This window comes from Streptomyces sp. NPDC104381, from assembly GCF_055583745.1.
In genome coordinates, this window is record NZ_JBVJNK010000001.1 from 436,717 (window position 1) to 460,171 (window position 23,455).

25 protein-coding genes and 1 pseudogene are annotated in these 23,455 nt (G+C 72.1%); 7 read left to right on the top strand and 19 right to left on the bottom strand.

Annotated features, from left to right (window positions below; all coding sequences use genetic code 11):
• Nucleotides 1-91 precede the first annotated feature (91 nt).
• Entirely contained in the window at nucleotides 92-886 is a 795-nt protein-coding gene (locus tag ACZ607_RS01860) for an EI24 domain-containing protein (protein WP_469730721.1), read from the top strand.
• Between the two features lie 12 nt (nucleotides 887-898).
• Here ACZ607_RS01860 and ACZ607_RS01865 read toward each other — a convergent pair whose 3' ends face one another.
• Nucleotides 899-1,891: an aldose epimerase family protein gene (locus ACZ607_RS01865; protein WP_469730723.1), complete on the bottom strand. Its 993-nt coding sequence runs from the start codon at nucleotides 1,889-1,891 to the stop codon at nucleotides 899-901.
• Nucleotides 1,892-1,917: 26 nt separating this feature from the next.
• Entirely contained in the window at nucleotides 1,918-2,832 is a 915-nt protein-coding gene (locus tag ACZ607_RS01870; RefSeq protein WP_469730725.1) for an SGNH/GDSL hydrolase family protein, read from the bottom strand.
• A gap of 372 nt (nucleotides 2,833-3,204) precedes the next feature.
• On the opposite strand from ACZ607_RS01870, the gene ACZ607_RS01875 reads away from it, so the two are divergent.
• Complete coding sequence (locus tag ACZ607_RS01875) at nucleotides 3,205-3,699, top strand: DUF3145 domain-containing protein (RefSeq protein WP_469730726.1); 495 nt, start codon at nucleotides 3,205-3,207, stop codon at nucleotides 3,697-3,699.
• A 151-nt stretch (nucleotides 3,700-3,850) separates the two neighbouring features.
• Here the strand turns inward: ACZ607_RS01875 and fabF are convergent, their stop codons facing one another.
• The 5 genes from fabF to ACZ607_RS01900 all read right to left on the bottom strand — a co-directional run bounded on the left by fabF (nucleotide 3,851) and on the right by ACZ607_RS01900 (nucleotide 8,753).
• Nucleotides 3,851-5,113, bottom strand: coding sequence for a beta-ketoacyl-ACP synthase II (fabF, locus tag ACZ607_RS01880; protein WP_469730728.1), 1,263 nt, complete (start codon nucleotides 5,111-5,113; stop codon nucleotides 3,851-3,853).
• A gap of 79 nt (nucleotides 5,114-5,192) precedes the next feature.
• Nucleotides 5,193-5,441 (bottom strand): acyl carrier protein, encoded by a 249-nt coding sequence (locus tag ACZ607_RS01885; RefSeq protein WP_003969376.1) that lies wholly within the window; start codon nucleotides 5,439-5,441, stop codon nucleotides 5,193-5,195.
• Nucleotides 5,442-5,504: 63 nt separating this feature from the next.
• On the bottom strand, nucleotides 5,505-6,536 hold the full coding sequence (locus tag ACZ607_RS01890; RefSeq protein WP_469730729.1) for a beta-ketoacyl-ACP synthase 3: 1,032 nt from the start codon (nucleotides 6,534-6,536) through the stop codon (nucleotides 5,505-5,507).
• Between the two features lie 13 nt (nucleotides 6,537-6,549).
• Nucleotides 6,550-7,464: an ACP S-malonyltransferase gene (locus ACZ607_RS01895; RefSeq protein WP_469730731.1), complete on the bottom strand. Its 915-nt coding sequence runs from the start codon at nucleotides 7,462-7,464 to the stop codon at nucleotides 6,550-6,552.
• Nucleotides 7,465-7,553: 89 nt separating this feature from the next.
• Nucleotides 7,554-8,753 carry a PucR family transcriptional regulator gene (locus ACZ607_RS01900; protein ID WP_469730733.1) on the bottom strand — a complete coding sequence of 400 codons (1,200 nt, stop codon included), beginning with the start codon at nucleotides 8,751-8,753 and terminating at the stop codon, nucleotides 7,554-7,556.
• An 81-nt stretch (nucleotides 8,754-8,834) separates the two neighbouring features.
• On the opposite strand from ACZ607_RS01900, the gene ACZ607_RS01905 reads away from it, so the two are divergent.
• On the top strand, nucleotides 8,835-9,503 hold the full coding sequence (locus tag ACZ607_RS01905) for a pirin family protein (RefSeq protein WP_469731828.1): 669 nt from the start codon (nucleotides 8,835-8,837) through the stop codon (nucleotides 9,501-9,503).
• A 16-nt stretch (nucleotides 9,504-9,519) separates the two neighbouring features.
• Here the strand turns inward: ACZ607_RS01905 and ACZ607_RS01910 are convergent, their stop codons facing one another.
• The 5 genes from ACZ607_RS01910 to ACZ607_RS01930 form a co-directional block, all read right to left on the bottom strand.
• A complete protein-coding gene (locus ACZ607_RS01910; RefSeq protein WP_469730735.1) occupies nucleotides 9,520-10,161 on the bottom strand; it encodes a DUF4232 domain-containing protein in 642 nt (213 codons plus the stop codon).
• Nucleotides 10,162-10,461: 300 nt separating this feature from the next.
• Complete coding sequence (locus ACZ607_RS01915) at nucleotides 10,462-10,860, bottom strand: hypothetical protein (RefSeq protein ID WP_469730737.1); 399 nt, start codon at nucleotides 10,858-10,860, stop codon at nucleotides 10,462-10,464.
• 31 nt (nucleotides 10,861-10,891) lie between these two features.
• Complete coding sequence (locus tag ACZ607_RS01920; protein WP_469730739.1) at nucleotides 10,892-11,386, bottom strand: HAD domain-containing protein; 495 nt, start codon at nucleotides 11,384-11,386, stop codon at nucleotides 10,892-10,894.
• 3 nt (nucleotides 11,387-11,389) lie between these two features.
• Nucleotides 11,390-11,656: a DUF397 domain-containing protein gene (locus tag ACZ607_RS01925; RefSeq protein WP_469730741.1), complete on the bottom strand. Its 267-nt coding sequence runs from the start codon at nucleotides 11,654-11,656 to the stop codon at nucleotides 11,390-11,392.
• Nucleotides 11,616-12,464, bottom strand: a complete 849-nt coding sequence (locus ACZ607_RS01930; RefSeq protein ID WP_469730743.1) for a helix-turn-helix domain-containing protein — start codon at nucleotides 12,462-12,464, stop codon at nucleotides 11,616-11,618. Before ACZ607_RS01930 ends, ACZ607_RS01925 begins: the two co-directional genes overlap by 41 nt.
• A gap of 85 nt (nucleotides 12,465-12,549) precedes the next feature.
• Here ACZ607_RS01930 and ACZ607_RS01935 point away from each other — a divergent pair.
• Nucleotides 12,550-12,969: pseudogene (locus ACZ607_RS01935) on the top strand (ATP-binding protein); the annotation flags it as partial.
• Here ACZ607_RS01935 and ACZ607_RS01940 read toward each other — a convergent pair.
• Nucleotides 12,966-13,787, bottom strand: coding sequence for a serine hydrolase domain-containing protein (locus ACZ607_RS01940; RefSeq protein ID WP_469730745.1), 822 nt, complete (start codon nucleotides 13,785-13,787; stop codon nucleotides 12,966-12,968). The pseudogene ACZ607_RS01935 and the gene ACZ607_RS01940 sit on opposite strands and share 4 nt — an antisense overlap.
• An 87-nt stretch (nucleotides 13,788-13,874) precedes the next feature.
• On the opposite strand from ACZ607_RS01940, the gene ACZ607_RS01945 reads away from it, so the two are divergent.
• Nucleotides 13,875-14,339: a MerR family transcriptional regulator gene (locus ACZ607_RS01945; RefSeq protein WP_469730747.1), complete on the top strand. Its 465-nt coding sequence runs from the start codon at nucleotides 13,875-13,877 to the stop codon at nucleotides 14,337-14,339.
• Nucleotides 14,340-14,343: 4 nt separating this feature from the next.
• Nucleotides 14,344-15,363 (top strand): aldo/keto reductase, encoded by a 1,020-nt coding sequence (locus ACZ607_RS01950; RefSeq protein WP_469730749.1) that lies wholly within the window; start codon nucleotides 14,344-14,346, stop codon nucleotides 15,361-15,363.
• Nucleotides 15,364-15,402: 39 nt separating this feature from the next.
• Here the strand turns inward: ACZ607_RS01950 and ACZ607_RS01955 are convergent, their stop codons facing one another.
• Complete coding sequence (locus ACZ607_RS01955; protein WP_469730751.1) at nucleotides 15,403-16,425, bottom strand: ABC-2 transporter permease; 1,023 nt, start codon at nucleotides 16,423-16,425, stop codon at nucleotides 15,403-15,405.
• The gene (locus ACZ607_RS01960) at nucleotides 16,422-17,402 is read right to left on the bottom strand and encodes an ABC transporter ATP-binding protein (protein ID WP_469730753.1); all 981 of its coding nucleotides are present in this window, start codon (nucleotides 17,400-17,402) and stop codon (nucleotides 16,422-16,424) included. Before ACZ607_RS01960 ends, ACZ607_RS01955 begins: the two co-directional genes overlap by 4 nt.
• 299 nt (nucleotides 17,403-17,701) lie before the next feature.
• Between ACZ607_RS01960 and ACZ607_RS01965 the strand changes: the two genes are divergently transcribed.
• A complete protein-coding gene (locus ACZ607_RS01965; protein ID WP_469730755.1) occupies nucleotides 17,702-18,898 on the top strand; it encodes a sensor histidine kinase in 1,197 nt (398 codons plus the stop codon).
• A gap of 38 nt (nucleotides 18,899-18,936) precedes the next feature.
• Here the strand turns inward: ACZ607_RS01965 and ACZ607_RS01970 are convergent, their stop codons facing one another.
• The 4 genes from ACZ607_RS01970 to ACZ607_RS01985 form a co-directional block, all read right to left on the bottom strand.
• Entirely contained in the window at nucleotides 18,937-20,142 is a 1,206-nt protein-coding gene (locus ACZ607_RS01970) for an acyltransferase family protein (protein WP_469730757.1), read from the bottom strand.
• On the bottom strand, nucleotides 20,139-21,182 hold the full coding sequence (locus ACZ607_RS01975) for an alpha/beta hydrolase (RefSeq protein ID WP_469730759.1): 1,044 nt from the start codon (nucleotides 21,180-21,182) through the stop codon (nucleotides 20,139-20,141). The genes ACZ607_RS01970 and ACZ607_RS01975 overlap by 4 nt, the downstream gene beginning before the upstream one ends.
• 176 nt (nucleotides 21,183-21,358) lie before the next feature.
• A complete protein-coding gene (locus tag ACZ607_RS01980; RefSeq protein WP_124276675.1) occupies nucleotides 21,359-22,039 on the bottom strand; it encodes a response regulator in 681 nt (226 codons plus the stop codon).
• Nucleotides 22,036-23,394 carry a sensor histidine kinase gene (locus ACZ607_RS01985; protein ID WP_469730761.1) on the bottom strand — a complete coding sequence of 453 codons (1,359 nt, stop codon included), beginning with the start codon at nucleotides 23,392-23,394 and terminating at the stop codon, nucleotides 22,036-22,038. Before ACZ607_RS01985 ends, ACZ607_RS01980 begins: the two co-directional genes overlap by 4 nt.
• Between the last annotated feature and the right edge of the window lie 61 nt (nucleotides 23,395-23,455).

The following is a 23,455-nucleotide window of genomic DNA, read 5'->3' on the forward strand; positions in this document are numbered from 1 at the left end:
TTCGGTATTTCGTCACTCGTTCGAAATGCTGGCGTGACGGTAATGACGGGCCAGGGGACGTGTCAATGGTTCGCACAAGTACGCTGACGCCATGAGTGATCTCGGCGCGGGTTTCGGTTACTTGGTCAAGGGGCAGCGCTGGGTCCTCGGCCACGCCAGGTGGTTCGGCTTCGGCCTGCTGCCCGCGCTGGTCACCCTCATCGTCTACGCGGGCGCGCTGGTCGGACTGGGGTACGGCGCCGACGACTTCGTCGCCTGGGCCACCCCGTTCGCCGACGACTGGTCCTCCCCGTGGCTGGGTCTCCTGCGCAACACCCTGGTCGTCCTGGTCTTCGTGCTCGGGATATTCCTCGCGGTCATCACGTTCACCGCGGTGACCCTGCTGGTCGGCCAGCCGTTCTACGAGTCGCTCTCCGAGGAGGTCGACCGCAGCGAGGGCGGCGAGGTGCCCGAGTCGGGGCTGCCGCTCTGGCGCGAGCTGTGGATCTCCGCCCGCGACTCCGTGCGCATCCTGCTGCGCGTCGCGCTCTACGGCGTGCTGCTCTTCGCCCTCGGGTTCATCCCCGTCGTCGGGCAGACCGTGGTCCCCGTCCTCGGCTTCTGCGTCTCCGGCTACTTCCTGTCCGAGGAGCTCACCGGGGTCGCCCTCCAGCGCCGCGGCCTGGTCCTGAAGGACCGGCTCACGCTGCTGCGCGGCCGCCGGCTGATGGTCCTGGGCTTCGGGGTCCCGCTCGCGGTCGCCTTCGTCGTCCCCTTCGTCGCCGTGCTCCTGATGCCGGGCGCCGTCGCGGGGGCCACGCTGCTGGCCCGCGAACTCACCCGGACGCCGCAGGCCCCGGAGCCGGCCCCCTCGTCGCCGTACACCCTGTACAAGGACCAGGACTGAGGGCGTACGCGCTCAGCGCACCGAGAAGCCGTACACCGTCGTGGAGGCGAACTCCTCGCCCGGCCGCAGCACCGTGCCGGGGAACTCCGGGCGGTTCGGCGCGTCCGGGAAGTGCTGCGTCTCCAGCGCGATCCCCGCGCACGGCACGAACGGACCGTCGCCGAGGTGGTCCGCGGTGTACAGCTGGATCCCCGGCTCCGTCGTCCGCACCGTCATCAGCCGGCCCGACCCGCGGTCGTACAGCTCGGCGGCCGGCTCCCCGCCGGTCCCCTCCAGCACGTAGTTGACGTCGTAGCCCGGTCCCACCGGCTTCGGCTCCCGGAAGTCGAAACGGGTCCCTTCCACCGGCAGGAGCTCGCCCGTCGGGATCGACTCCCCGTCCACCGGGGTGATCCGCCCGGCCGCGAGCCGCAGTTCGTGCCCGAGCGCGCTCCCGCTGTCCGCACCGGCCAGGTTCCAGTACGTGTGGTTCGTCAGGTTCACCACGGTCGGCGCGTCCGTCGTCGCCCGGTAGGCGATCCGCAGCGCGCCGTCCTCGTCCAGGGTGTACGTCACCGAGACCTCCAGCCGCCCCGGGAAGCCCTCCTCGCCGTCCTCGGCGACCAGGGAGAGCCGCACGCCCTCCGGCACCTCCTGCGCGTCCCACACGCGCTTGTCGAAGCCGCGCCCACCGCCGTGCAGGGTGTTGCGCCCCTCGTTCGCCGTCACCCGGTGCGTCCGGCCGTCGAGCACGAAGGACGCGCCCCCGATCCGGTTCGCGTACCGCCCGACGACCGCGCCGAAATAGGGCCCCGTGTACGTCTCGTACGCCGCTACGTCCGGCAGCCCCAGGGCCACCTCGGCCCGCGCGCCGTCCCGCCCGGGCACCACCACGGACTGCACCACCGCGCCGTACGTCAGCACCCGCACCCGTGTGTCCCCGCGCTCCAGGGTCCAGCGCCGCACCGGCGTACCGTCCGTGAGGACCGAGAAGTCTTCGCTCTGTACTGCTGCACCCGTCGTCATGATCAAGAACTGTACGGCCGTCCGGTCTACGCCGGGGGCCCGGCCGCCGTCACCGCGCGGTACGCGATCTCCGCCAGCCTGGCCTGGCCGTTGCGGCCAGGGTGGAACCAGTCCCACTCGCTGAGCTGCGCACCGGTGAACCGGTAGTCGAACACCGCCCCGCCGTCGTAACGGCAGCGCTCGTCCCGCGCGCAGACGTCCCGCAGCACCCCGTTGTACGCCACGACCCGCTCCAGCACCGCGTCACGCCGGGCGACGGCCGCGCTGCCCATGTCGTCGGCGTCGCCCAGCATCGACTGGCAGATCCCCAGCTTCCAGATCTGCTTGCCCAGCGGGTTCTCACGCCCGGTCGACCAGAGCCGCTTGAGGTCCGGCACGCTCGACACGTACACCTGCGTCTTCGGGGCCGAGGCGCGCAACTGCCGCATCGACGCCTCGAAGGAGGACCGGAAGTCGGCCACCGGGGTCATGAGCCGCACCGAGTCCCGGCAGGCGTCGTTCGCGCCGATCATCACCGTGACCAGCTCCGGCCGGTCCTTCGCGGCCAGCGCCATCTGCTCCGGCAGCTGCGCGATCCTCGCGCCCGACACGGCATGGTTCCAGCTGTGCGAGGCCGCCTTCGACGCGCCCAGGAGACGTACGGCGAGGCTGCGCACCCCGCCGTCGGTCCCGGTGGCCCAGGAGACCTCCGGGCAGTCGGCCAGCACCGAGCAGGCGTCGAAACCCCGGGTGATGGAGTCCCCGACCGCCGCGATCGAGCCGGGGCTCACGTCCCACGCCGGCGTCGGCGAGGGGGAGGGGCTCCCGGCGCCCGCGGTGCTCCGCGCCGTCGTGCCCCCGTCGGAGGTGCAGCCCGTGAGCACGGCGGCACCGGCGAGCGCGACCGCCGTCAGAGTGACCGCCGCGCCCCGGGCGCGGCGGCGTGGCGAACGCTCGGACATCCCTGCATCCCCTCCGGTCACACGGGTGATTGTGCCTCCGGCACACCCGGACAGCCCCAGGTGGCGGGCCCCCACGCCCTCGCGGGTGAATGCTGAGCGAATCATGGGCCCGGGACCGACGGTACGTCACACACCCGGCCCCGGCGCACGGTAGCTTTTCCCCGTCGAACCAGTGGCGCCCGACCGGCCCGCGGAGGAATCGGCGGGTATCAGCGGGTCGGGTAAGTTACCTCACGTCACATACTGTCCCTTTTCTGGAGATTAACTCCCGATGCTGTTTACTGAAGACAACCTCGGGAGCCGGCCGGGAAGAGACCGTACGGGCGCGAGGCCGCTGGGGAAGGCGAACCTCGTCCCACACTGGAGGTCCCGGTGACGACACGTGGAGTCCTGTACGTTCACTCCGCACCGCGCGCGCTGTGCCCGCATGTCGAATGGGCGGTGGCGGGTGTGCTCGGTGTGCGGGTCCAGCTGGACTGGATCAGACAGCCGGCCGCGCCCGGCACCTGGCGGTCCGAATTCTCCTGGAAGGGCCGCGCCGGCACGGCCTCGGAGCTGGCCTCGTCCCTCCGGGGCTGGGACCTGCTCCGCTTCGAGGTGACGGCGGAACCGTGCCCCACGGCGGAGGGCGAGCGCTACAGCTCCACGCCGGGCCTCGGCATCTTCCACGCCGTCACCGGCATGCACGGCGACATCCTGGTCCCCGAGGACCGGCTGCGGGCGGCGCTCGCACGCTCCCTGAGCGGCGAGAGCGACCTGGAGGCCGAGGTGGCCAAACTCCTCGGCAAGCCGTGGGACGACGAGCTGGAGTCCTTCCGCCACGCCGGAGAGGGCGCCCCGGTCCGCTGGCTCCACCAGGTGGTCTGACGGGCCCGGCCCCTGCCCGGCCGCATGCCCCAGCCTGTGCGGAAACGTTTTGCCTCAAGGGGCGGAGCCCCCGGGAACGGCCCGCGGCATGCGAAAGCCCGCCCCCGCCCCGGCAGGGGCGGAAGCGGGCCTCACGACAGCCGGGCGCGGGTCAGACCGAGCGGAACGCCAGCACCACGTTGTGGCCACCGAAGCCGAACGAGTTGTTGATCGCGGCGATCGACCCCTCCGGCAGCGCACGCGGCTCACCGCGCACGATGTCCGCCTCGACCGACTCGTCGAGGTCGTCCACGTTGATGGTTGGCGGAGCCGTCCGGTGGTGCAGCGCCAGCACCGTCGCCACGGTCTCGATGCCGCCCGCGCCACCCAGCAGGTGACCCGTCATGGACTTCGTGGCGGAGATCGCGACATGGTCCAGGTCGTCGCCGAGCACCGCGCGCAGCGCCTTGATCTCCGCGACGTCACCCTGCGGCGTGGACGTGGCGTGCGCGTTGAGGTGGACGACCTCGGACGGCTTCAGGTCCGTGGAGTCCAGCAGGTTCTGCATCGCGGCGGCGATCCCGCGCCCGGTGGGCTCGGGCTGCGCGATGTGGTGGGCGTCGGCGGACAGGCCCTGGCCCAGCACCTCGCAGTAGACCTTGGCGCCACGCGCGGCGGCGTGCTCCGCGGACTCCAGGATCACGACGCCGGCGCCCTCGCCGAGGACGAAGCCGTCACGGGCCGTGTCGTACGGACGCGAGGCCTTCTCGGGCTCGTCGTTGCTCTTGGACATCGCCATCATGTTGGCGAACGCCGCGATCGGCAGCGGGTGGATGGCCGCCTCGGTGCCACCGGCGACGACCACATCGGCACGGCCGGTGCGGATCATCTCGACGGCGTACCCGATGGCCTCGGCGCCCGACGCACAGGCGGAGACCGGAGTGTGGACACCGGCCTGGGCGTTGACCTCGAGGCCGACGTTGGCCGCCGGGCCGTTGGGCATGAGCATGGGGACGGTGTGCGGGGAGACGCGGCGTACGCCCTTCTCCTTCAGCACGTCGTACTGGTCGAGCAGGGTGATCACGCCGCCGATGCCGGAGGCGATGACCGAGCCCAGACGCTCGGGCTGGATCTTCTCGTCCTCGCCGGCCTTGCCGGTGAAGCCGGCGTCGGCCCACGCCTCGCGGGCGGCGATCAGCGCGAACTGCGCCGAACGGTCCAGCTTGCGGGCGAGCGGTCGGGGCAGTACCTCGCCGGGATCGACGGCCGCGAGGGCCGCGATCCGGACGGGCAGTTCGGCGAAACGTTCGCCCTCGAGAGGCTTGACGCCGGAACGGCCGGCCATCAGACCTTCCCAGGTCGATGCGGAGTCGCCACCCAGCGGAGTGGTTGCGCCGATACCGGTGACGACCACGGTGCGATTGGTCGGGCTCACTGGAAAATCTTCTCCACGTGTAGAGGGTCGTGAATCAGCGGCGCCACCGCCGGGTGGCGACACACGGGACGGGCTGGGATCAGCCCTGGTGCTTCAGGATGTAGTCGGCGGCGTCGCCGACCGTCTTGAGGTTCTTGACGTCCTCGTCGGGGATCTTGACGTCGAAGCGCTCCTCGGCGGCGACGACGACCTCGACCATGGACAGCGAGTCGACGTCCAGGTCGTCGGTGAAGGACTTGTCCAGCTGGACGTCCTCCTCCGGGATACCGGCGATCTCGTTGACGATCTCGGCGAGACCCTTGACGATCTCTTCCTGCGTGGCGGCCATCTTGGCGCTCCTTCGGTGGTTTCTTCTGTGTTCGTGCGTACGGACCCAAAAGGTCCGGTGTGCCTAGGGGAGGGTAACGACCGTCGCGGCGTAGACGAGACCCGCCCCGAAGCCGATGATGAGCGCCGTGTCGCCGCTCTTGGCCTGACCGGTCGCCAGAAGCCGCTCCATCGCGAGCGGAATCGAGGCGGCCGACGTGTTGCCGGTGGTTTCCACGTCACGCGCGACCGTGACGTGCTCCGGCAGCTTGAGGGTCTTCACCATCGAGTCGATGATCCGCATGTTGGCCTGGTGCGGAATGAAGACGTCCAGGTCTTCCGGGGAGATCCCGGCCGCCTCCAGCGCCTGCTGGGCGACCTTCGCCATCTCGAAGACGGCCCAGCGGAAGACCGCCTGGCCCTCCTGCGTGATGGCCGGGAACTTGACCTCGCCCCGCTCGTTGAGCGGAAGGTTCGAGACATCGCCGATGCGGAAGTCGTTCCACGCGACGGTCTGCTTGATCGTCTCGGACTTGTCGCCCTCGGAGCCCCAGACCGTGGGGCCGATGGCCGGCTCCTGCGACGGGCCGACCACGACCGCGCCCGCGCCGTCGCCGAACAGGAAGGCCGTCGCGCGGTCCTCCAGGTCGGTGAGGTCGCTGAGCCGCTCGACGCCGATGACAAGTACGTACTCTGCCGAGCCCTCGACGATCATGCCCTTGGCGAGCGTGAGGCCGTAGCCGAAGCCCGCGCAGCCGGCCGAGATGTCGAAGGCGGCGGGCTTGCCGGCGCCGACCCGGTGCGCGATGTCGGTCGCGACGGCGGGGGTCTGCTTGAAGTGCGAGACGGTGGAGACGATGACTCCGCCGATCTGCTCGGGAGCGATCCCGGCGTCGGCGATCGCCTTGCCGGCGGCCTCCACCGACATCATCGACACGGTCTCCTCGTCGGAGGCCCAGTGGCGGGTGGCGATACCGGAGCGGGAGCGGATCCACTCGTCGGACGAGTCGATCGTCTCGAGGATCACCTCGTTGGGCACGACACGGGTCGGGCGGTAGCCGCCCACACCCATGATCCGTGCGTACGGGGCGCCCTTGCTGGGCTTGATCTTCGACATGCTCTCGGGCTCCTTAGGCGCCCGCGTGCTCGGAGATGAGCGCGCGGGCCGCGTCGAGGTCGTCGGGGGTCTTGAGCGCGAGGGTCTGCACCCCGGGCAGCGCGCGCTTGGCGAGTCCCGTCAGGGTCCCGCCGGGCGCCGCCTCGATGAGGGCGGTGACTCCGAGCGCGGCGAAGGTCTCCATGCACAGGTCCCAGCGGACCGGGTTGGCGACCTGGCCGACGAGCCGCGAGATGACCTCGTCGCCGGTGGCGACCGTCTTCCCGTCGGCGTTCGACACGTACGTCACCTTCGGGTCGGTGACCGTCAGGGCGGTGGCGGCGGCACGCAGCTTCTCCACGGCCGGAGCCATGTGGTGCGTGTGGAACGCACCGGCGACCTTGAGCGGCACCACGCGGCGTACGCCTTCGGGCTTGTCCTCGGTCAGCGCGGTGATCTGGGCCGCGGTGCCGGCGGCGACGATCTGCCCGCCGCCGTTGACGTTGGCCGGGGTGAGCCCCAGCTTCTCCAGGTGCGGGACCGTGACCTCGGGGTCACCGCCCAGGAGCGCGGCCATGCCGGTCTCGGTGACCGCGGCGGCCTCGGCCATGCCGAGACCCCGGGTGCGTACGAGACGGAGCGCGGACTCGTCGTCGATGACACCGGCGAGCGCCGCGGCGGTGATCTCACCGACGCTGTGACCGGCGACGACGCCGGGCGAGGCGTCCAGGGCCGCGGCGGAGAGGAGACCGGAGGCGACCAGCAGCGGCTGGGCCACCGCCGTGTCGCGGATCTCGTCCGCGTCGGCCTTCGTGCCGTAGTGGGCAAGGTCGAGCCCGATGGCGTCGGACCATCCCGCGATGCGGTCGGCGGCACCGGGGAGTTCGAGCCAGGGAGTCAGGAAGCCGGGCGTCTGAGCGCCTTGGCCGGGAGCGACGAGTACGAGCACCCTCACACTCTCTCTTGTGGACGGCCCCGGAGGCCCGTGGGGACAGGGACGAAGAACCGTCAGGGGAATTGTTGAAGTTCGACAAAAGTCTAGGACTGGGTGTCCCCGGCGGCCAAGCGCCCCAGGATGAGGGCGATCCGCAGCGTGAACGCGGAACGGACGTCGGAGGGTGACCAGCCGGTGACGTCGGTCACACGTCGCAGCCGGTAGCGCACGGTATTGGGGTGCACGAACAGCATCCGTGCCGCGCCCTCAAGACTGCTCGCCTGCTCCAGATAGACACTCAGCGTCTCCAGAAGTGCCGAACCCGCTTCTTCCAGCGGTCTGTAGATCTCCTCCACCAGCTGATCGCGCGCGGCAGGGTCTCCCGCCATCGCACGCTCAGGAAGGAGATCGTCCGACAGGACGGGCCTCGGAGCGTCCTGCCACGCCGAACATGCCTTGAGACCTGCCGCCGCGGCCTGCGCGGACCGGGTGGCGGCGAGCAGGTCCGGCACCACGGGCCCGGCGACGACGGGGCCGGCCGCATAGGGCCCGATCAGCGACTTCGCGACGTTCAGCGGGTTGTCGCTGCCGCCCGCGATGACGACCAGCCGGTGTCCGAGCACCCCGGTCAGGACCTGGAGCTTCGCGTGCCGTGCCGCCCGCCGGATCGCCTCGACCGTGAGCTCGCTGTCGCCCTCGGGGGCGGTGCCGAGGACGACACACACATGCTCGGGGGAGTTCCAGCCGAGGGCGGCGGCCCGCGACACGGCGCCCTCGTCCGCCTCGCCGGAGAGCACCGCGTTCACCACGAGCGACTCCAGCCGGGCGTCCCACGCGCCACGCGCCTCGGCGGCCTGCGCGTACACCTGAGCGGTCGCGAAGGCGATCTCGCGCGCGTAGACGAGGAGTGCCTCGCGCAGCACCGACTCGTCGCCCGGCGCCGCGACCTCCTCGATCGCCGCTTCCATGACCTCGATCGTCGTCCGCACCATCTCGACGGTCTGCCGCAGCGTGATCGCCCGCGTCAGCTCGCGCGGAGCCGTGCCGAACACGTCGGTGGAGATCGCCTGCGGGGTCTCCGGGTGCCGGAACCACTCCGTGAACGCGGCGATGCCGGCCTGGGCGACCAGACCGATCCAGGACCGGTTCTCCGGTGGCATCGCCCGGTACCACGGCAGCGTCTCGTCCATGCGGGCGATGGCGTTCGCGGCGAGCCGGCCGGAGGACTGCTCCAGGCGTTTCAGGGTCGCGGCGTGGAGATGGGGGTCGTGAGAGGCGGGCTGCTCAGGATCGGGTCGGGGCACGCACACAAGACTGCCTTATCGGGACAGGTGCCCGGAGGGCCGGGGCCGAAGACCGGCCGACGGGGATACCGTGGTGGCGTGATGGACGTACGCCGCTCCGGGGACCGCTTCCGCGGTGGGGACCCGGCCACGGGTGACTCCGCGGGCATCGAGACGCTGCACGCGTTCTCCTTCGGGCGGTTCTACGATCCGGACAATCTGCGCTTCGGGCCGATCCTGGCCTGCAACGAGGAGCGTCTCGCCCCGGGCGCCGGCTTCGACGAGCATCCGCACAGCCACACCGAGATCGTCACCTGGGTGGTGGAGGGCGAGCTCACCCACCGCGACTCGGCCGGCCACGCCACCGTCGTACGGGCCGGGGACGTCCAGCACCTCAGCTCGGCCGCCGGGGTGCGGCACGTCGAACGCAACGACGGGGAAGGCCCGCTGACGTTCGTCCAGATGTGGCTGGCCCCTCTGCGGCCGGGCGGGGAGCCCTCCTACACGCAGGTCACCGGGATCGCCGACTCCACTCCGTACGCCCTCCCCGAGGCGGGCGCGATGCTCCATGTGCGCCGGCAGTCCGAGGGCGAGCGGACCGCCGTGCCGGACGCCGCGGGCGTCTACGTCCACGTCGTACGGGGCCGTGTCCTCCTGGCGGGCGAGGAGCTGGGCCCGGGGGACTCCGCCCGTGTGACGGAGTCCCGGGGGCTGGAGCTGGAGGCGCTGGAGCCGGCCGAGGCGCTGCTCTGGGAGCTCGCCGAGGTGTGAGCGCCGCCGCGCGTGGTCACTGCTTGCCGGTGCCGACCGGGTCCACGACGACCTTCTGGTCGGCGCCGTCGGCGATCTGGAGCCTGAGGGAGACCGACAGGGCCTTGGACCGGGTCTCGTTGGGCGGGGTGACCTCGATGGCGCTGACGTGCGCACCCGTACCCTCGGCCGCCGGGTAGTGCAGCGTGAAGCGGGTCGTCTCGCCGTCGGCGAGGTTGACGACCGGGGCGTCGAGGTCGCTGCGCTTGGCGCTGAGGGGCCCGGAGGCGTCCTGGGACTTGAGGTCGACGCCGGGAAAGCCCTTGAGGGTGCAGGCGTCGCCGCCGGTGTTCTTGAGCCTGACGGTGAGCATGCCCTCGCCCATGCCGTTCGTGGTGCTGAAGTCGAGGTTCTCCGTCTTGCACGTGCCGGTGGTGATCTGCCCGTTGCCGCTGCCCTCGGCGGACTGCGCGGTGGTCGAGTCGTCGCCGGCCGAGGACTTCCCGTCGGACGCGCCGCTGTCGTCGGACCCGCCGCTGCCGGCCGGAGCCCCGGCGGAGGACGAGGACGACCCGGAGCCGGTGGTGCCCGCGGCGGAGTCCTCGCCACCCTGGCAGGCGGTGAGCGAGAGGCCGGCGGCGAGGGTCAGGGCGGCGAGGGTGAGCGTCTTGGTGCGCATCGTTTCTTCCTTGCGGTCGGTTCGGTGCGCTCGCCCGGTACGAGCGAGCCTTGCTGATCAACAAGACCCGCCCCGGCCCCCGGGACGTTCCGCCGGCCCGCCCGCTTATACATGCCTGTTACATGCGATTGCGGGGTCCAGGGGCGCCCCCGCCGTGCGTACGCCGCCCGAGGGCCGGTTCCCGCGCCCGTTCCGCAGGCGTCGACGCCTGGGACAGACCCGTGACCTGCGACCCCTTGAACATCATCCGCGGCACAACCTCTTCACCGCTGCGGCATCTCTTCCACCCACCCGTTCCCGCTACCCCTCCTCGGTCTTCGCCGCCAGCTTGTCCAGCTCGCGCATCGCCTGCCCGTGGGCGCTCATCCGGCGCGAGACGGTACCGATGGTGAAGAGCGAACCGCCGGCCACCGAGAACGGTATGGACAGCCCCAGTACGGCGAGGACTTCGGGCCAGTCGCGTTCCTCCGTGCAGTCCCCGGAGTCTCCTGTGTTGGCCGTACCGGCGTCCGTGAACAGACGCGACTCGCAGTCCGAGGGGTAGTCGTCGTCGGGCCCGCTGGTGGCCTCGTACGGCAGTACGAGCAGCGAGGCGCCCCACAGCCACAGGAGGGCGGCCACGGCCAGCAGGGCGATGCCCCAGGAACGGGTCCGGTCGGCCCGGAGACGGAAGTCGAGGTCGAACTCTCGTGATCGCATAGCCGCCGAACCTATCGGAGCACGATCGCGTTCACGCCCGGTTGTCCCGCAGCCATGCGTCCAGGGCGGCGAAGTCCTGATCCGTGAGCCCCCGCCAGGCCTCGACGTGGTGCAGGAGGGCCGGTGCCGGGTGGTGTGCCGCCACCCAGGACCGGTCGATGTCGGTGATCTCGTCGTCGACCCACGCGAACGGCCGTCCGGCGGCCCACCCGACGAGCCCCGGCGTCTTCCAGTGGAGCCCGCGCGTCCCCGCTTCGACGGGCGGGTCCGGCCAGTCCACCACGGGCAGTTGGGGAAGCCCGAGCCACGGCGCGATGTACTCGTTCGCGTCGGACATCCACGTCGTGGCCCACACCAGCTCGCACGACAGCGACTTCAGCCGGGCACCGAGGCCCGGGTCGACCCTGGCCATCAGCGGATTCGGACCGGTGTGGCCGAAGTCCGGGTACCCCTCGGGGAGTTGCTGAGGGGACGCACCGAACGGGAGGAGCGGGCCGTCGACGTCCAGGAAGAGGAGCGCGGTCACGCGTCAGCGCAGCCCGTCCACGAAGGCCTGCCAGGCGGCGGTGCCCACGATCAGGACCGGGCCGGCCGGGTTCTTGCTGTCCCGCACGGGCACGGAGGCGGGGCAGCCGTCGGCGACCTCGACACAATCACCGCCGGTGTTTCCGCTGTACGAGGACTTCCGCCAAGTCGCGCCGCCGGTGACGGTGCACTCGACGCAGTCACCGCCGGTGCTGCCGCTGTAGCTGGACTTACGCCACGGCGCGCTTCTCAGGTCCGGGCCGATTGCCATAACGCTCCTCCAACACACGGGTGATCAGTGCCGCGGAATCCTCGATGGAGAGGGCTGCGGCCTGCAAGTGAGCGTAGCGGCGCATCGCCTCCCTGATGGTCTCGGGGCTGGCCGTCATATGGCCGGAGATGAGGTCCTCCGTATAGATCAGGTCCGGGTCCTCGTCGAAGCGTAGGAGGTTGAACGAACCGGCCAGGCTTGAGTGTTCACCGGCCCTGAACGGCAGCACCTGGATCCGCATCCACCGGTGCCGGGTGAAGTCCAACAAGCGGCCCAGTTGCATCCGCATGACCTCGCGTCCCCCGATCGGGCGGTGCAGCACCGCCTCGTCCAGGATCGCCCAGGCCAGCGGCGGTTGCTCCCGCTCCAGGATGCGCTGGCGTTCCACCCGGGCCGCCACCAGGCCTTCCAGGTCGTCGGGCATACCGGTGGCCAGCACCGCCCGCGCGTACTCCTCCGTCTGGAGCAGCCCGTACACCAACTGCGCCTGGTACGTGGAGATGTACGTCGCCCGCGCCTCCATCTCCGCGTACGGCTGGAACCAGGTCGGCAGTTGGCTCCGCAGAACCAGGCCGACCAGCCGCGAGAACACCCCGTCCGTGCCCAGTGCCGCGTCCAGGCGCTCCGAGAAGTCGCGGGTCGGCACCTTCTTCGTCGTCTCGATCTGGCCGATCAGTGAGCCCGTACAGAAGATGATCTCGCCGAGCTGGCCCTGCCGCAGGCCGTGGGCCTCGCGCTGGCGGCGCAGCTCCCAGCCGTAGTAGTCCAGAGGGGAGGCGCTGGGGTCGAGCGTCTGCACGTTGGCCACGGCGGGGTGCCTCTCGCGTACAACGCCTGGTGGCGTTCGTTTCAGGTCGTAGCCGAGAGTAACCAGTGCACTGCACGCTGGTGACATGAATCACGTATCCGATACCCGGACCGGTGACGCGGAGGACGCGGTCTACCGTGCCGACTTCGCCATGGGCGAGCACTCCGCCCGGCATCTGCGCCGCATCCTGCGGCTGTATCTCGTCCGCTGGCGTCTGCTCGATGTGGCGGACGCGGCGGAACTGGCGCTCACCGAGCTGATCGCCAACGTCGTACGGCACGTCCCGGGGCGCCGCTGCCAGACCCTGATCTACCTGCTCCCCGACGGGGGCGTACGGGTCGAGGTCGCGGACGCCTGCCCCCGGCTGCCCCGCGCCCTCGCCGGGGACGTGCTCGACGAGGGCGGGCGGGGGCTGCTGCTGGTGGACGCCGTCACCGACGGCTGGGGCGTGGTGGTGCGCCCCGACGGCCGGGGGAAGACGGTGTGGTTCGAGTGCGGCGCTCAGCGCGAGGAGGCGAGCTCCGCCAGCACCGCGTCGGTGAACGGCGTCCAGGCCTCGGTCGCCCACGGCCCGAAGGCCCGGTCCGTGAGCGCGACGCAGGCCGCGCCCGCCGCCGGGTCGATCCACAGGAACGTACCGGACTGGCCGAAGTGGCCGAAGGTGGCGGGGGAGGACGAAAGCCCGGTCCAGTGCGGGGACTTGGAGTCGCGGATCTCGAAGCCGAGCCCCCAGTCGTTGGGGCTCTGGTGGCCGTAGCCGGGGAGTACGCCCTTGAGGCCGGGGTGCACCACGCTCTGCGCCTCCAGGACCGTGCGCGGGTCGAGGAGGCGCGGAGCCTGCACCTCCGCGGCGAACCGCACGAGGTCGTCCACGGTCGAGACGCCGTCCTTGGCCGGGGAGCCCTCCAGCGTCGTCGACGTCATGCCCAGGGGCTCCAGGACCGCCTGGCGCACGTACTCGGGGAACGGGATCTCGGTGGCCTTCGCGATGTGGTCGCCGAGCACCTCGAAGCCCGCGTTGGAGTACAGCCTGCGGGTGCCGGGAGGCGCCGTGACCCGGTGCTCGTCGAAGGCGAGTCCGCTGGTGTGGGCGAGGAGGTGGCGGACGGTCGAGCCCTCGGGGCCGGCCGGTTCGTCCAGCTCGACGGCGCCCTCCTCGTAGGCCACCAGTGCCGCGTAGGCCGCGAGCGGCTTGGTGACCGAAGCCAGCGGGAAACGGTGCGCGGTGGGACCATGGGTACCCAGGAGCGCGCCGTCCGAGGTGACGACGGCGGCTGCCGCGGTGGGGACGGGCCAGTTCTCGATCAGCGCCAGGCTCTGCATGCGTACGAGCCTAACGGGCGCCGAAACCGAGGTCGCCACCCGAATACGCTTGCTTGGAGTGCACTCCAAGGTTCTAGCGTGGAGGTCATGACGGTGATGGAGAGCATTTCCGCACGCACGGACACCTGCGCTTCCGCCCCGGAGGCGCATCCACGCCCCGAGGGCCAGGACCACTACACCATCAGCGAGGTCGTCGCCTTCACCGGGCTCACCGCCCACACGCTGCGCTGGTACGAGCGGATCGGGCTGATGCCGCACGTCGACCGCTCCCACACGGGGCAGCGGCGCTTCCGGAACCGCGACCTGGACTGGCTGGCCTTCGTGGGCAAGCTGCGGCTGACCGGGATGCCGGTCGCCGACATGGTCAGGTACGCCGAACTGCTCCGGGAGGGCGACCACACCTTCGCCGAGCGGCAGGAGCTGCTGGAGGCGACCCGGCGGGACGTGAGGACGCGGATCGCGGAGCTCCAGGGGACCCTCGCCGTCCTCGACTTCAAGATCGATTTTTACGGCGGCGCCCGCGCGGCGACGTCGGACACGGAAAGGGTCTGAGCAGATGAGCGACTACGGAAAGATCGCGACCGTGCAGCTCGGCGCCGACGGCCCGCAGGTCGGCGTGCAGGGGCTCGGCTGCATGGGGATCAGCGAGTTCTACGGGGACACCGACGAGCCCTCCGCCCGGGACACGCTGGAGGCGGCACTGGAGGTCGGCGTCACCCTGTTCGACACCGCCGACATCTACGGGAGCGGCGCCAACGAGACGTTCCTGGCGCCGTTCGTCGGGTCGCACCGTGACGAGATCACGCTCGCGACGAAGTTCGCCGTCGAGCGGAAGGAGGACGACCCGTACTACCGGGGCGTGCGCAACGACCCCGCGTACATCCGGCAGGCCGTCGAGGCCAGTCTGCGCCGGCTCGGCACGGACGTCATCGACCTCTACTACATGCACCGCCGTGACCCGCTCGTCCCGTTCGAGGAGTCCGTGGGCGCCATGGCCGAGCTGGTGCGGCAGGGCAAGGTCAAGCAGCTCGGGCTGAGCGAGGTGACCGGGGACGAGCTCCGTGCCGCGCACGCGGTGCACCCGATCGCGGCCCTGCAGTCCGAGTGGTCGCTCTTCAGCCGGGACGTGGAGCGCAGTGCCGTGCCCGCCGCCGCCGAGCTCGGAGTGACGCTCGTGCCGTACTCGCCGCTCGGCCGCGGGTTCCTGACCGGCGCGTTCGCGGACGCGGCCAAGGACCTGGGGGAGGGCGACTTCCGTCAGCACCAGCCGCGCTTCACCGGGGAGAACGCGAAGACCAACGCCGCCCTGCTGGAACCGGTGCACAAGATCGCGGCGGCGCACGGGGTGACCGCCGCGCAGGTCGCCCTGGCCTGGGTGCAGCAGCGGGCGCAGGTGCACGGCCTGACCGTGGTGCCGATCCCGGGGACGCGTAAGCGCAAGCGCCTGATGGAGAACGTGGCGGCGACCCGGCTCACGCTGAGCGACCAGGAGCTGGAGCTGCTGGAGCCCATCGCGAGCCAGGTGGCGGGCGACCGCTACCCGGACATGAGCAGCACGGCCGCCGCGCGGGAGTAGGCCGGAACCCGGCGGGGGCCCCGGGCCCCCGCCGGTGGGTCACAGGAGGCGCTTGCGTCCCCAGACGATGACGAAGGCGGCGACGGCGGCGGTGACGGCGAGCATGATGCCGGCGCCGAGCCACTGCATCGTCTGCATCTGGGCGAGGTCGAGATAGTCGAGCGACCAGCCGATGACGTGCTTCGACTCCAGGCAGGCGGTGTGCGCCTTGTCGTTGTCCATCTGATCGAGACAGGTCGTCCAGTCGAGGCGGTCCCCGGAGCTGGTGAGGAAGTAGGTGCCCTGCCCCAGTTGCTCCGCCTGGTCGGGCAGCTCCGGCTGGACGGCTCCGGGGCCGACGCCCTTGTCGGTGCTGATCGTCATGACGTTCCCGAGGCTCCGCCAGAGCTCGCTCCAGACGAACCCGATCGCCACGACGATGCCGAGCGTGACCACCATCGACACCAGTGTGCGGCGCAGGAGCAGGCCGACCGCCACGCCCACGGTGAACGTAAGGAGCGCGTGGGCCACCGGTACGACCCCGGTGACGCTGAAGAACGAGGTCCAGATGAGGCCGGAGGAGAGCCCCTTGAGCGGGTTCCACCACCAGGTGAGCAGGGCGGAGAGCACGCCCGTCGACAGAGTCAGCATCACGGCGGGAACGGCGAGCTTCGTGATGAGCCAGCGCAGTCGGCTGACGGACTGGGAGGTCACCAGCTTGGCGGTGCCGGTCTCCAGGTCGCCCGCGATGAGCGGAGCCCCGAGCAGGACACCGGCCAGGACGGGGATGTAGCTGAGGTAGGTCCCCATGTCGTACAGCCGGTCGACGTGGGTCTCGAACTCGGGCGGAAGGCCGCCCGACTTCCGCGCGGTCGGCTCCTGGGCGGCCAGGAAGTCCATCGCCTGCCCGCGCAGGTAGACCATGACCAGCCCGCCGAGGACCATGGCGGCGACGAGCGTCCAGAGCGCGGCGCGGTGCTGGCGCCGGACGAGCCAGACGGGACCGCCGAGGCGGGGGCCCCGGCTGCGCCGTGCGGGGCCGGCGGGCGCGGTACGGGCCGGGTCGTGGGTGAGCGTGGTCATGCGGTCACAGCCTTCGTCCGGTCGCGGGTGATGATGTCGTGGATGTCGCCGACCCGGGCGCTGGGGGTGATCAGCGCGGGAGCGTCGGGAGACCGCAGGTAGGCGAGCAGGAGCTCCTCCAGGGTGGGGGGCTCGGCGGCGTACTGGACCGGTCCGCCGAGGCGCACCAGGACCCCCGGGCGGCCCTCGTTGTGGGCCTCGATGACCCGGTGCGGCGCGAGTGCGGGGGAGGAGACGCCGCCCGGGGCGTCGAGCAGGGCGTGCGCGGCGCGCAGTTCGTTCACCTCGCCCGCGAGGCGCAGCCCGCCGTTCGCGATGACGACCAGGTAGTCGCAGATGTGCTCCAGCTCGGCGAGCATGTGCGAGGACACCAGCACCGTGGTGCCGTGCTCGGCGGCCTCCGCCGTCAGCGTGGTCATCAGCTCGCGGCGGACCAGCGGGTCCAGGTCGGCCATCGGCTCGTCCAGGATCAGCAGGTCGGGGCGCTTCCCGAAGGCCAGGGCGAAGGCGACGCGGGTGCGCTGCCCGCCGGACAGCGTGCCGATCTTGGCCTTCAGCGGCACCTGGCCCGCGTGGACGATGCCCTCGGCGACCTCCTGGTCCCAGTGCGGGTTGAACTCGCGGCCCAGCCGGAGGGTCTCCGCGACGGTGAAGCGCCGGAACAGCGGCTTCTCCTGGGTCAGGAACGCGGTCCGCAGGACGGCCTCGGTCGATCCCGGCTCCGCGCCGAAGACCCGCAGGGCGCCGGCCGTCGGCCGGATCATGTTCGTGGCCAGGCCCATCAGGGTGCTCTTCCCGGCGCCGTTGGGGCCGACGAGGCCGCACACCCGCCCGGCCGGCAGCCGGAAGGAGACGTCCCGCAGCGCCCAGCCGCGCCGGTACTCCTTCCCGACTCCATGGGCCTCGATCGCCGCCGCACCGACGGGCGGCGGCACGAACTCCGTTCCGCTTCCGTAGGGCGACTGTGCGTGATCCATCCGTGGCTCCTGTGCGTGGGGTGAGGGCGGGCCCTGTACGTGGGGGGAGTGGGCCCGGGTGTGAGCGTCGCCGACCGCTGTGTCGTGCGCTCGCCCGTGCGTGTTCCGCTTCGAGGCGAGACGGGTCGCGGTCGTGACACCCTCCTTGTGTGATGAACGGCGAACGCCGCCCGGTGAGAACCACTCTTCTCTGTCGCGCCCGGCGGCGGATCGGGCGAAAGACAGATCATCTGCGGCCGGCTCCGACTTTCGGCCGGTCGAAGGGAGGGGCAGTGGGACAGATGCCGAAGAGGCCGGCCGTGACGACGGTGACACTGCTGAAGGACCGACCGGGGCTCCTGCCCGCCACGTTGCGACTGCTGCTGGCCGGGGGTCTCCTCGGCCTCGTCGTGATGGACTGGGCGGGCGGCGACTTCTACCGGATCGGCGACCCCGCCGACCCCGTCCTGGGCCCCGCCAAGCTGGTCGGCGCCCTGCTGGCCGTCGCTCTCGTCGTCGCCTCGTTCCGGCTCGGCGGCCGGGCGCTGCCGGTGGCCGCCGGCACGCTGGCGGTCGTGTCGCTGTGTCTCTCGGTGGCCCTGCACCTGGAGATGACGGTCGGCGCGCAGGCGCTGGGATTCGCCGAACCGGCGGCGCTGGCCTGGCTCCTCCTGGTGGTCGCCCGGAAGGGGAAGCCGTCGTGGGCGGCGGTGGCCGTGCCGCTGCTCTACCTGGCGATCGTGCTGCGACCGGTGTCGGTCCAGTTCAAGCAGTCCACGACCATCTTCGCGTTGATCTACGCCCTGGTGGCGCTCATGGCGCTGGGCATCGGGCTCGGGATGCGGCTGCTGCTGGCGGACCGGCGGCGGCAGGCCGCGGCGCTCAGGCTGGAGCAGCGCACGGAGTTCGCCCGGGACCTGCACGACTTCGTCGCCCATCATGTGACCGGCATCGTCGTCCAGGCCCAGGGAGCTCACGCGATCGCCGGCCGGCGGCCCGAGCTGGTGCCGCCCGCGCTCCAGCGGATCGAGCAGGCGGGCTCGGAGGCGCTGACCTCCATGCGGCACATGGTGGGGATGCTGCGTGACACCGACGGCGAAGTGACGCTGACCCCGCTGGCGGGCATCGGTGAAGTGCGGTCGCTCGTCGAGGAGTTCTCGGCCGTCGGCGGCGCCAGGGCCGAGCTCGACCTGACGGGTGCCTTCGACGATCTGCCGGTGGAGGTGACCACCACGGCGCACCGGGTGGTGATGGAGGCCCTCACCAACGTACGCAAGCACGCCCATGGTTGTACCGAGGTGCGGGTCCGTGTGGAGCGCTCGGGGGACCGGGTCCTCGTACGGGTCAGTGACGACGGGCGGCCGCGCCAGGTCTCCCGGGGCGGCTTCGGGCTGAAGGGGCTGGACGAGCGGGTGGGCCTGATCGGCGGAAGCGTCCAGGCCGGCCCGGTGACCGCCGGCGGCTGGGGCGTCGAGGCGACGCTCCCCGCGACCCCGGCGGGCGTGGCAGCGTCCTGACGGCCCGTCAGGCCGGGCCGGAGCGCGAAACCCGCCGCTCAGGCCAGCCGGAGCGCGAAGACCGCGAAGCCCGCCGCGAGTAGGCCCGCCGCAGCCCTGCGGGCCCTCCCGGCCCGGCTCTCCGTCTCCCAGGGCGCCTCGAACCGGCGGGCGTAGCGGGAGATCAGCACGAGCAGGGCGGCGAACAGGGGCATCCAGGCCAGCCTGGCCACGATCCAGCCGACCGAGTCCGGGGCCGTCGTCAGCCCCGGCACCACCCCGGCGAGTGAGGCCGGTACGGCGGCGGCCAGCATGGCCGTCTGGTGCCAGCACAGGATCGTCATCGCCGACAGGTTGATCACCACCACGGGGGCCCACAGCGAGGGGCGGCGCAGCGCCCGGCCGATCCGGCCGTGCAGCAGGACCGCCGCACCGCTCTGCGCCGAGGCCAGCGCGAGGACCAGCAGCGACGGCGGATGCGAGTTGGTCCGCGCCTCTCCCGGTACGCCGACCATCGACGCCGGGTAGTGGAAGACGAGCAGCAGCACGGCGAACAGGGCGGTGCCGCCGACGAGCAGGAGCCGGGCGCCGCGCCGCGAGAGGCGCCCCTCGCCCCAGCTGACGCCGAGCTGATAGGCGAAGAGCCAGCCGGGCAGGATGTTCAGCAGGCTCAGCCAGGACGGCACGGCGTCCGCGTACGGCCCGTAGCGCAGGAGGTCGACCGCGGCGACCGAGCCGATCAGCGGGGCCGCCGCCCAGCCGCCGAGCCGCCGGGCCAGCCGCACGCAGTACGGCGTCAGGGCCGTGACCACGGCGTACACCCCGACGAACCAGAGCGGCTGGATCACCAGCTTCGCGCCCGTACGCAAGGTGTCCTCGGGCACCCCGGCGGCGTACAACACCGGGATCATCAGCGCCCACACGGCGGTCACACCGAGCACCGGCCTGCCCAGCCGGACCATACGGGCGCGCAGCCAGGCGCCGGTGGTCGACGGCCGGCGGCGATAGGACAGGACGGAGGCGTAGCCGCCGACCAGGAAGAAGACCCCCAGCATCTGGAGCACCCAGCTCACCGGGGAGAACACGGGGAACGTGGAGAGCGGGCTGGCGTTGTGCAGGCCCTCGCCGTCCCGCTCGAACCCGCCGAGCAGCCAGTGGCCCGCGGGCACCGCCAGCAGGGCGAGGGCGCGCAGTCCGTCGACCGCGCGGTCGCGGTGGGCGGGAGTGCTCGCGTCGATACGGGAGACCAGTTGCCGCACGCTCATCGGGCCACCCCCCGCGCGATGGCGGTGAACGCGGCGAGCGAGTCCGTGCCGGGGGCGAAGTACCCGGTGTGCCCCTCGGCGTCCTCGGCGGGCACCCGGCGAGCCCCGAACTCCTCGTCGGCCGGGTCCGCGCCGTGCCCGAGACCCGCCACCCGGACGTGCGGGACGTCGTCGATCCAGTCGGTGTCGTCCTTGGCCGCCCAGACGCGCGCCCGGGTGTGCAGACCGGCCACGTCGTCGGCGCGCATCCCGGGGGAGCCGAGCACCACCAGGTCCGTGGCGCCGAGACCGGAGGCCGCCAGCCCGCAGACCACCGAGCCGTAGCTGTGGCAGAACACCACCGGCGCGGGCAGCCCGTCGGCCGCCAGCCCCGCCGTGAACCGGGTCAGCCGCACCGCCCCCGCCTCGGCCAGCGTGCCCGTCGCCGCGTCCAGGCCGAGGCCGACCGGGGTGGTGTAGCCGGCCCAGGCGATCACCGCACTGCCCGAACCGGTTCCGGCGTACAGCGACTTCGCCATGCCCGCCGGGGTGCCGTACACATCGCCGCTCCGGTCGAAGGTCCCGGCGTCGATGTCCGATCCGGGCACCACGACGGACACATGACGCGCGGTGCGCAGGTCCCCGAACACCTCGGCCACCTGGCCCCGGCCCCGTGGGTCGAACGCGAGGATCTGCCGGCCGGGCGCGGCGAGCCGGGTGTACCGGGGGTCCTGGGAGGCCCGCAGCGCACGGGCGTTGGCGCGGTACCGGAGCTCCAGCGGCGCCCCGTCCAGATTGCCGACCACCGACGGATGCCGCTCCACCAGCACCTGCTGCTCGGCCGCGCTCAACCCCCGGAAGAAGTCCCGCACGTGACGGGGCGTCGCCCGGCCCGGATCGGGCAGCTCCCGTCCCAGCACCCCGTCGCTGCGCCATGAGACGCTGCCGGGCGGTGGCCCCGTGACCGCCCGCTGGGTGTTCCCGGACGCCCAGCCGGCCGTCCCGGCCACCACGGTGGTCGCCAGTGCCACCGCGGCCAGCGTCCTCGCGAATCGGCGCATCGTGCCCTCCCCTTACGGATCCGGCGCACCGCTCGGTGTGCCGGAGAGGAAGGTAGGAACGCGGTGGGTCACGGGGCGTCACCCCGGGGAGCCAACTCTCCGGTGATACCCGGGTAGGGGGCGTACGGGGGGACAGCCCTACGGCGGCCCGGGGGCAGGCAGGGGCGTGGGCGCGGCTATGCGTCGCCCGGAGCCACCAGCCCCGACTCGTACGCGAAGATCACGGCCTGTGCCCGGTCCCGGAGCCCCAGCTTGGCCAGCACCTTGCCGATGTGCGTCTTCACGGTCTGCTCGGCCACCACCAGCCGCGCCGCGATCTCCTGGTTCGACAGGCCACGGGCGATCAGCTCCAGGACCTCCGTCTCACGCGGCGTCAGGCCGTTCAGCCGGAGCGCGGGCCCGCCGGACGGCGGCGCCGGCCGCTGCCGCGCGAAGTCCGCGATGAGCCGCCGTGTCACGGACGGGGCGAGCAGCGCGTCCCCGGCCGCCACGACCCGCACCGCGGAGATCAGATCGGCGGGCGGGGCGTCCTTGAGGAGGAACCCGGACGCCCCGGCGCGCAGCGCCTCGTACACGTAGTCGTCCACGTCGAACGTGGTGAGCATCAGGACCTTCGGCCGGTGCACCACCCCGGCCGGCGGGCTCAACAGCTCGCGGGCGGCGGCCAGTCCGTCCATCTCCGGCATCCGCACGTCCATCAGGACGACATCCGGGTGCACGGACCTGCTGACCTCGACGCCCTTGCGCCCGTCCGGGGCCTCGCCCACCACGTCGATGTCGCTCTGGGCCGCCAGCAGCGCGGCGAACCCGGCCCGCACCATGGCCTGGTCGTCGACGATGATCACGCGGATGGTCACGGTTCCTCCGGGGTCGCGGATGCCGAGGGCGGCAGGGGCGGGGGCAGCGGGAGCCGCGCGGCCACCCGGAAGCCCCCGTCCGGCAGCGGGCCGGTGTCGAGTGTGCCGCCGGTCAACCGTACGCGTTCGCGCATGCCGACCAGCCCGTGTCCCGTGCCCGAGGTCTCCAGCTTCCTCAACGGCGAACCGGTCTCCTGGGGCCGCCCGTTGACGACCAGCACCGTCAGATGGCCGTCGCGTGCCGTGACCGACACCCGGGTCCGTGCCCCCGGAGCGTGCCGCACCACATTGGCCAGCGCCTCCTGCACGATGCGGTACGCCGACAGGTCCACCGCCTGCGGCACGCGGCCCCGCTCCAGCGCCTCCCGGACCTCCGAGGCCAGCGACAGCTCGGCCGGGAGCCCCGCCCGTACCGTCGCCTCGACCAGCTGCTGGACCCGGTCGAGGCCGGGCTGCGGGGCCAGCTCGCCCGGGCTGCCGTCACTGCGCAGCACCGACAGCAGCCGGCGCATCTCGGCCAGCGACTCCCTGGCCCCGGCCGCGATCGACGCGAACTCCGCCCGCGCCTCCTCGGAGAGCCCCTGGACCCGGTACGGCGCCGAGTCGGCCTGCACGGTGATCACCGACATGTGGTGCGCGACCACGTCGTGCAGCTCCCGGGCGATCCGGGTGCGCTCCTCCAGCAGCGTGCGCTGTGCCCGCTCGGCCTCGCTGATCGTCTCCTGCTCGACGAGCCGGCGCTGGGCGTCGCTCCGCTCCCGTACCGCCGCCCCGATCACCAGCACCACCCCGCCGAGGACGAACAGCAGGAGCGCGCTGCTGTTGCCGTGCGAGGGCCTGACCAGGAACAGCAGCAGGCAGGCCGCGCCCGTCGCCAGCCAGACGCCGATCACGGTCCGCCGGCTCTCCCGCAGCCCGAGGGCCAGCAGCACGAAGAGATAGCCGACGAGGCCCGGCGGGGTCCACGGCCAGAGCTCGTCGGGGCGCAGCCCCTGCCCGAGCAGCACCACCGCGCCCACGACATCGGCGGTGAAGACGATCCACCAGGCCTGGAGCGGCCGGTGCGCCAGCATCAGCAGGGGCGCGGCCTGCCCGACGGCCAGCGCCCCGGCGAGCCCGCCCGGCACCCCGTAGTCGCCGGTCAGCACCTCGATCGTGACGGGGACGAAGACGGCGGTCAGGGCGAGTACGAGCACGTACGGCAGCAGCCGCAGCCAGCGCCTGGGGGAGTCGGCGAAGAGCGGGGTCGGCGGATGGGACGCGTGGGACAGCCCCTGGGCGAGCTCGCGCAGATTGCGGCGGGCGGCGCTCAGCAGACCGTCGGCGGGCGGGGGCCCGGCAGGAGAAGGGGGCATGGTCGGGTCAGCGTAGGCGCGGGACGCGCCCGGAGGCGTCATACCGGGGGATGGACCGCGG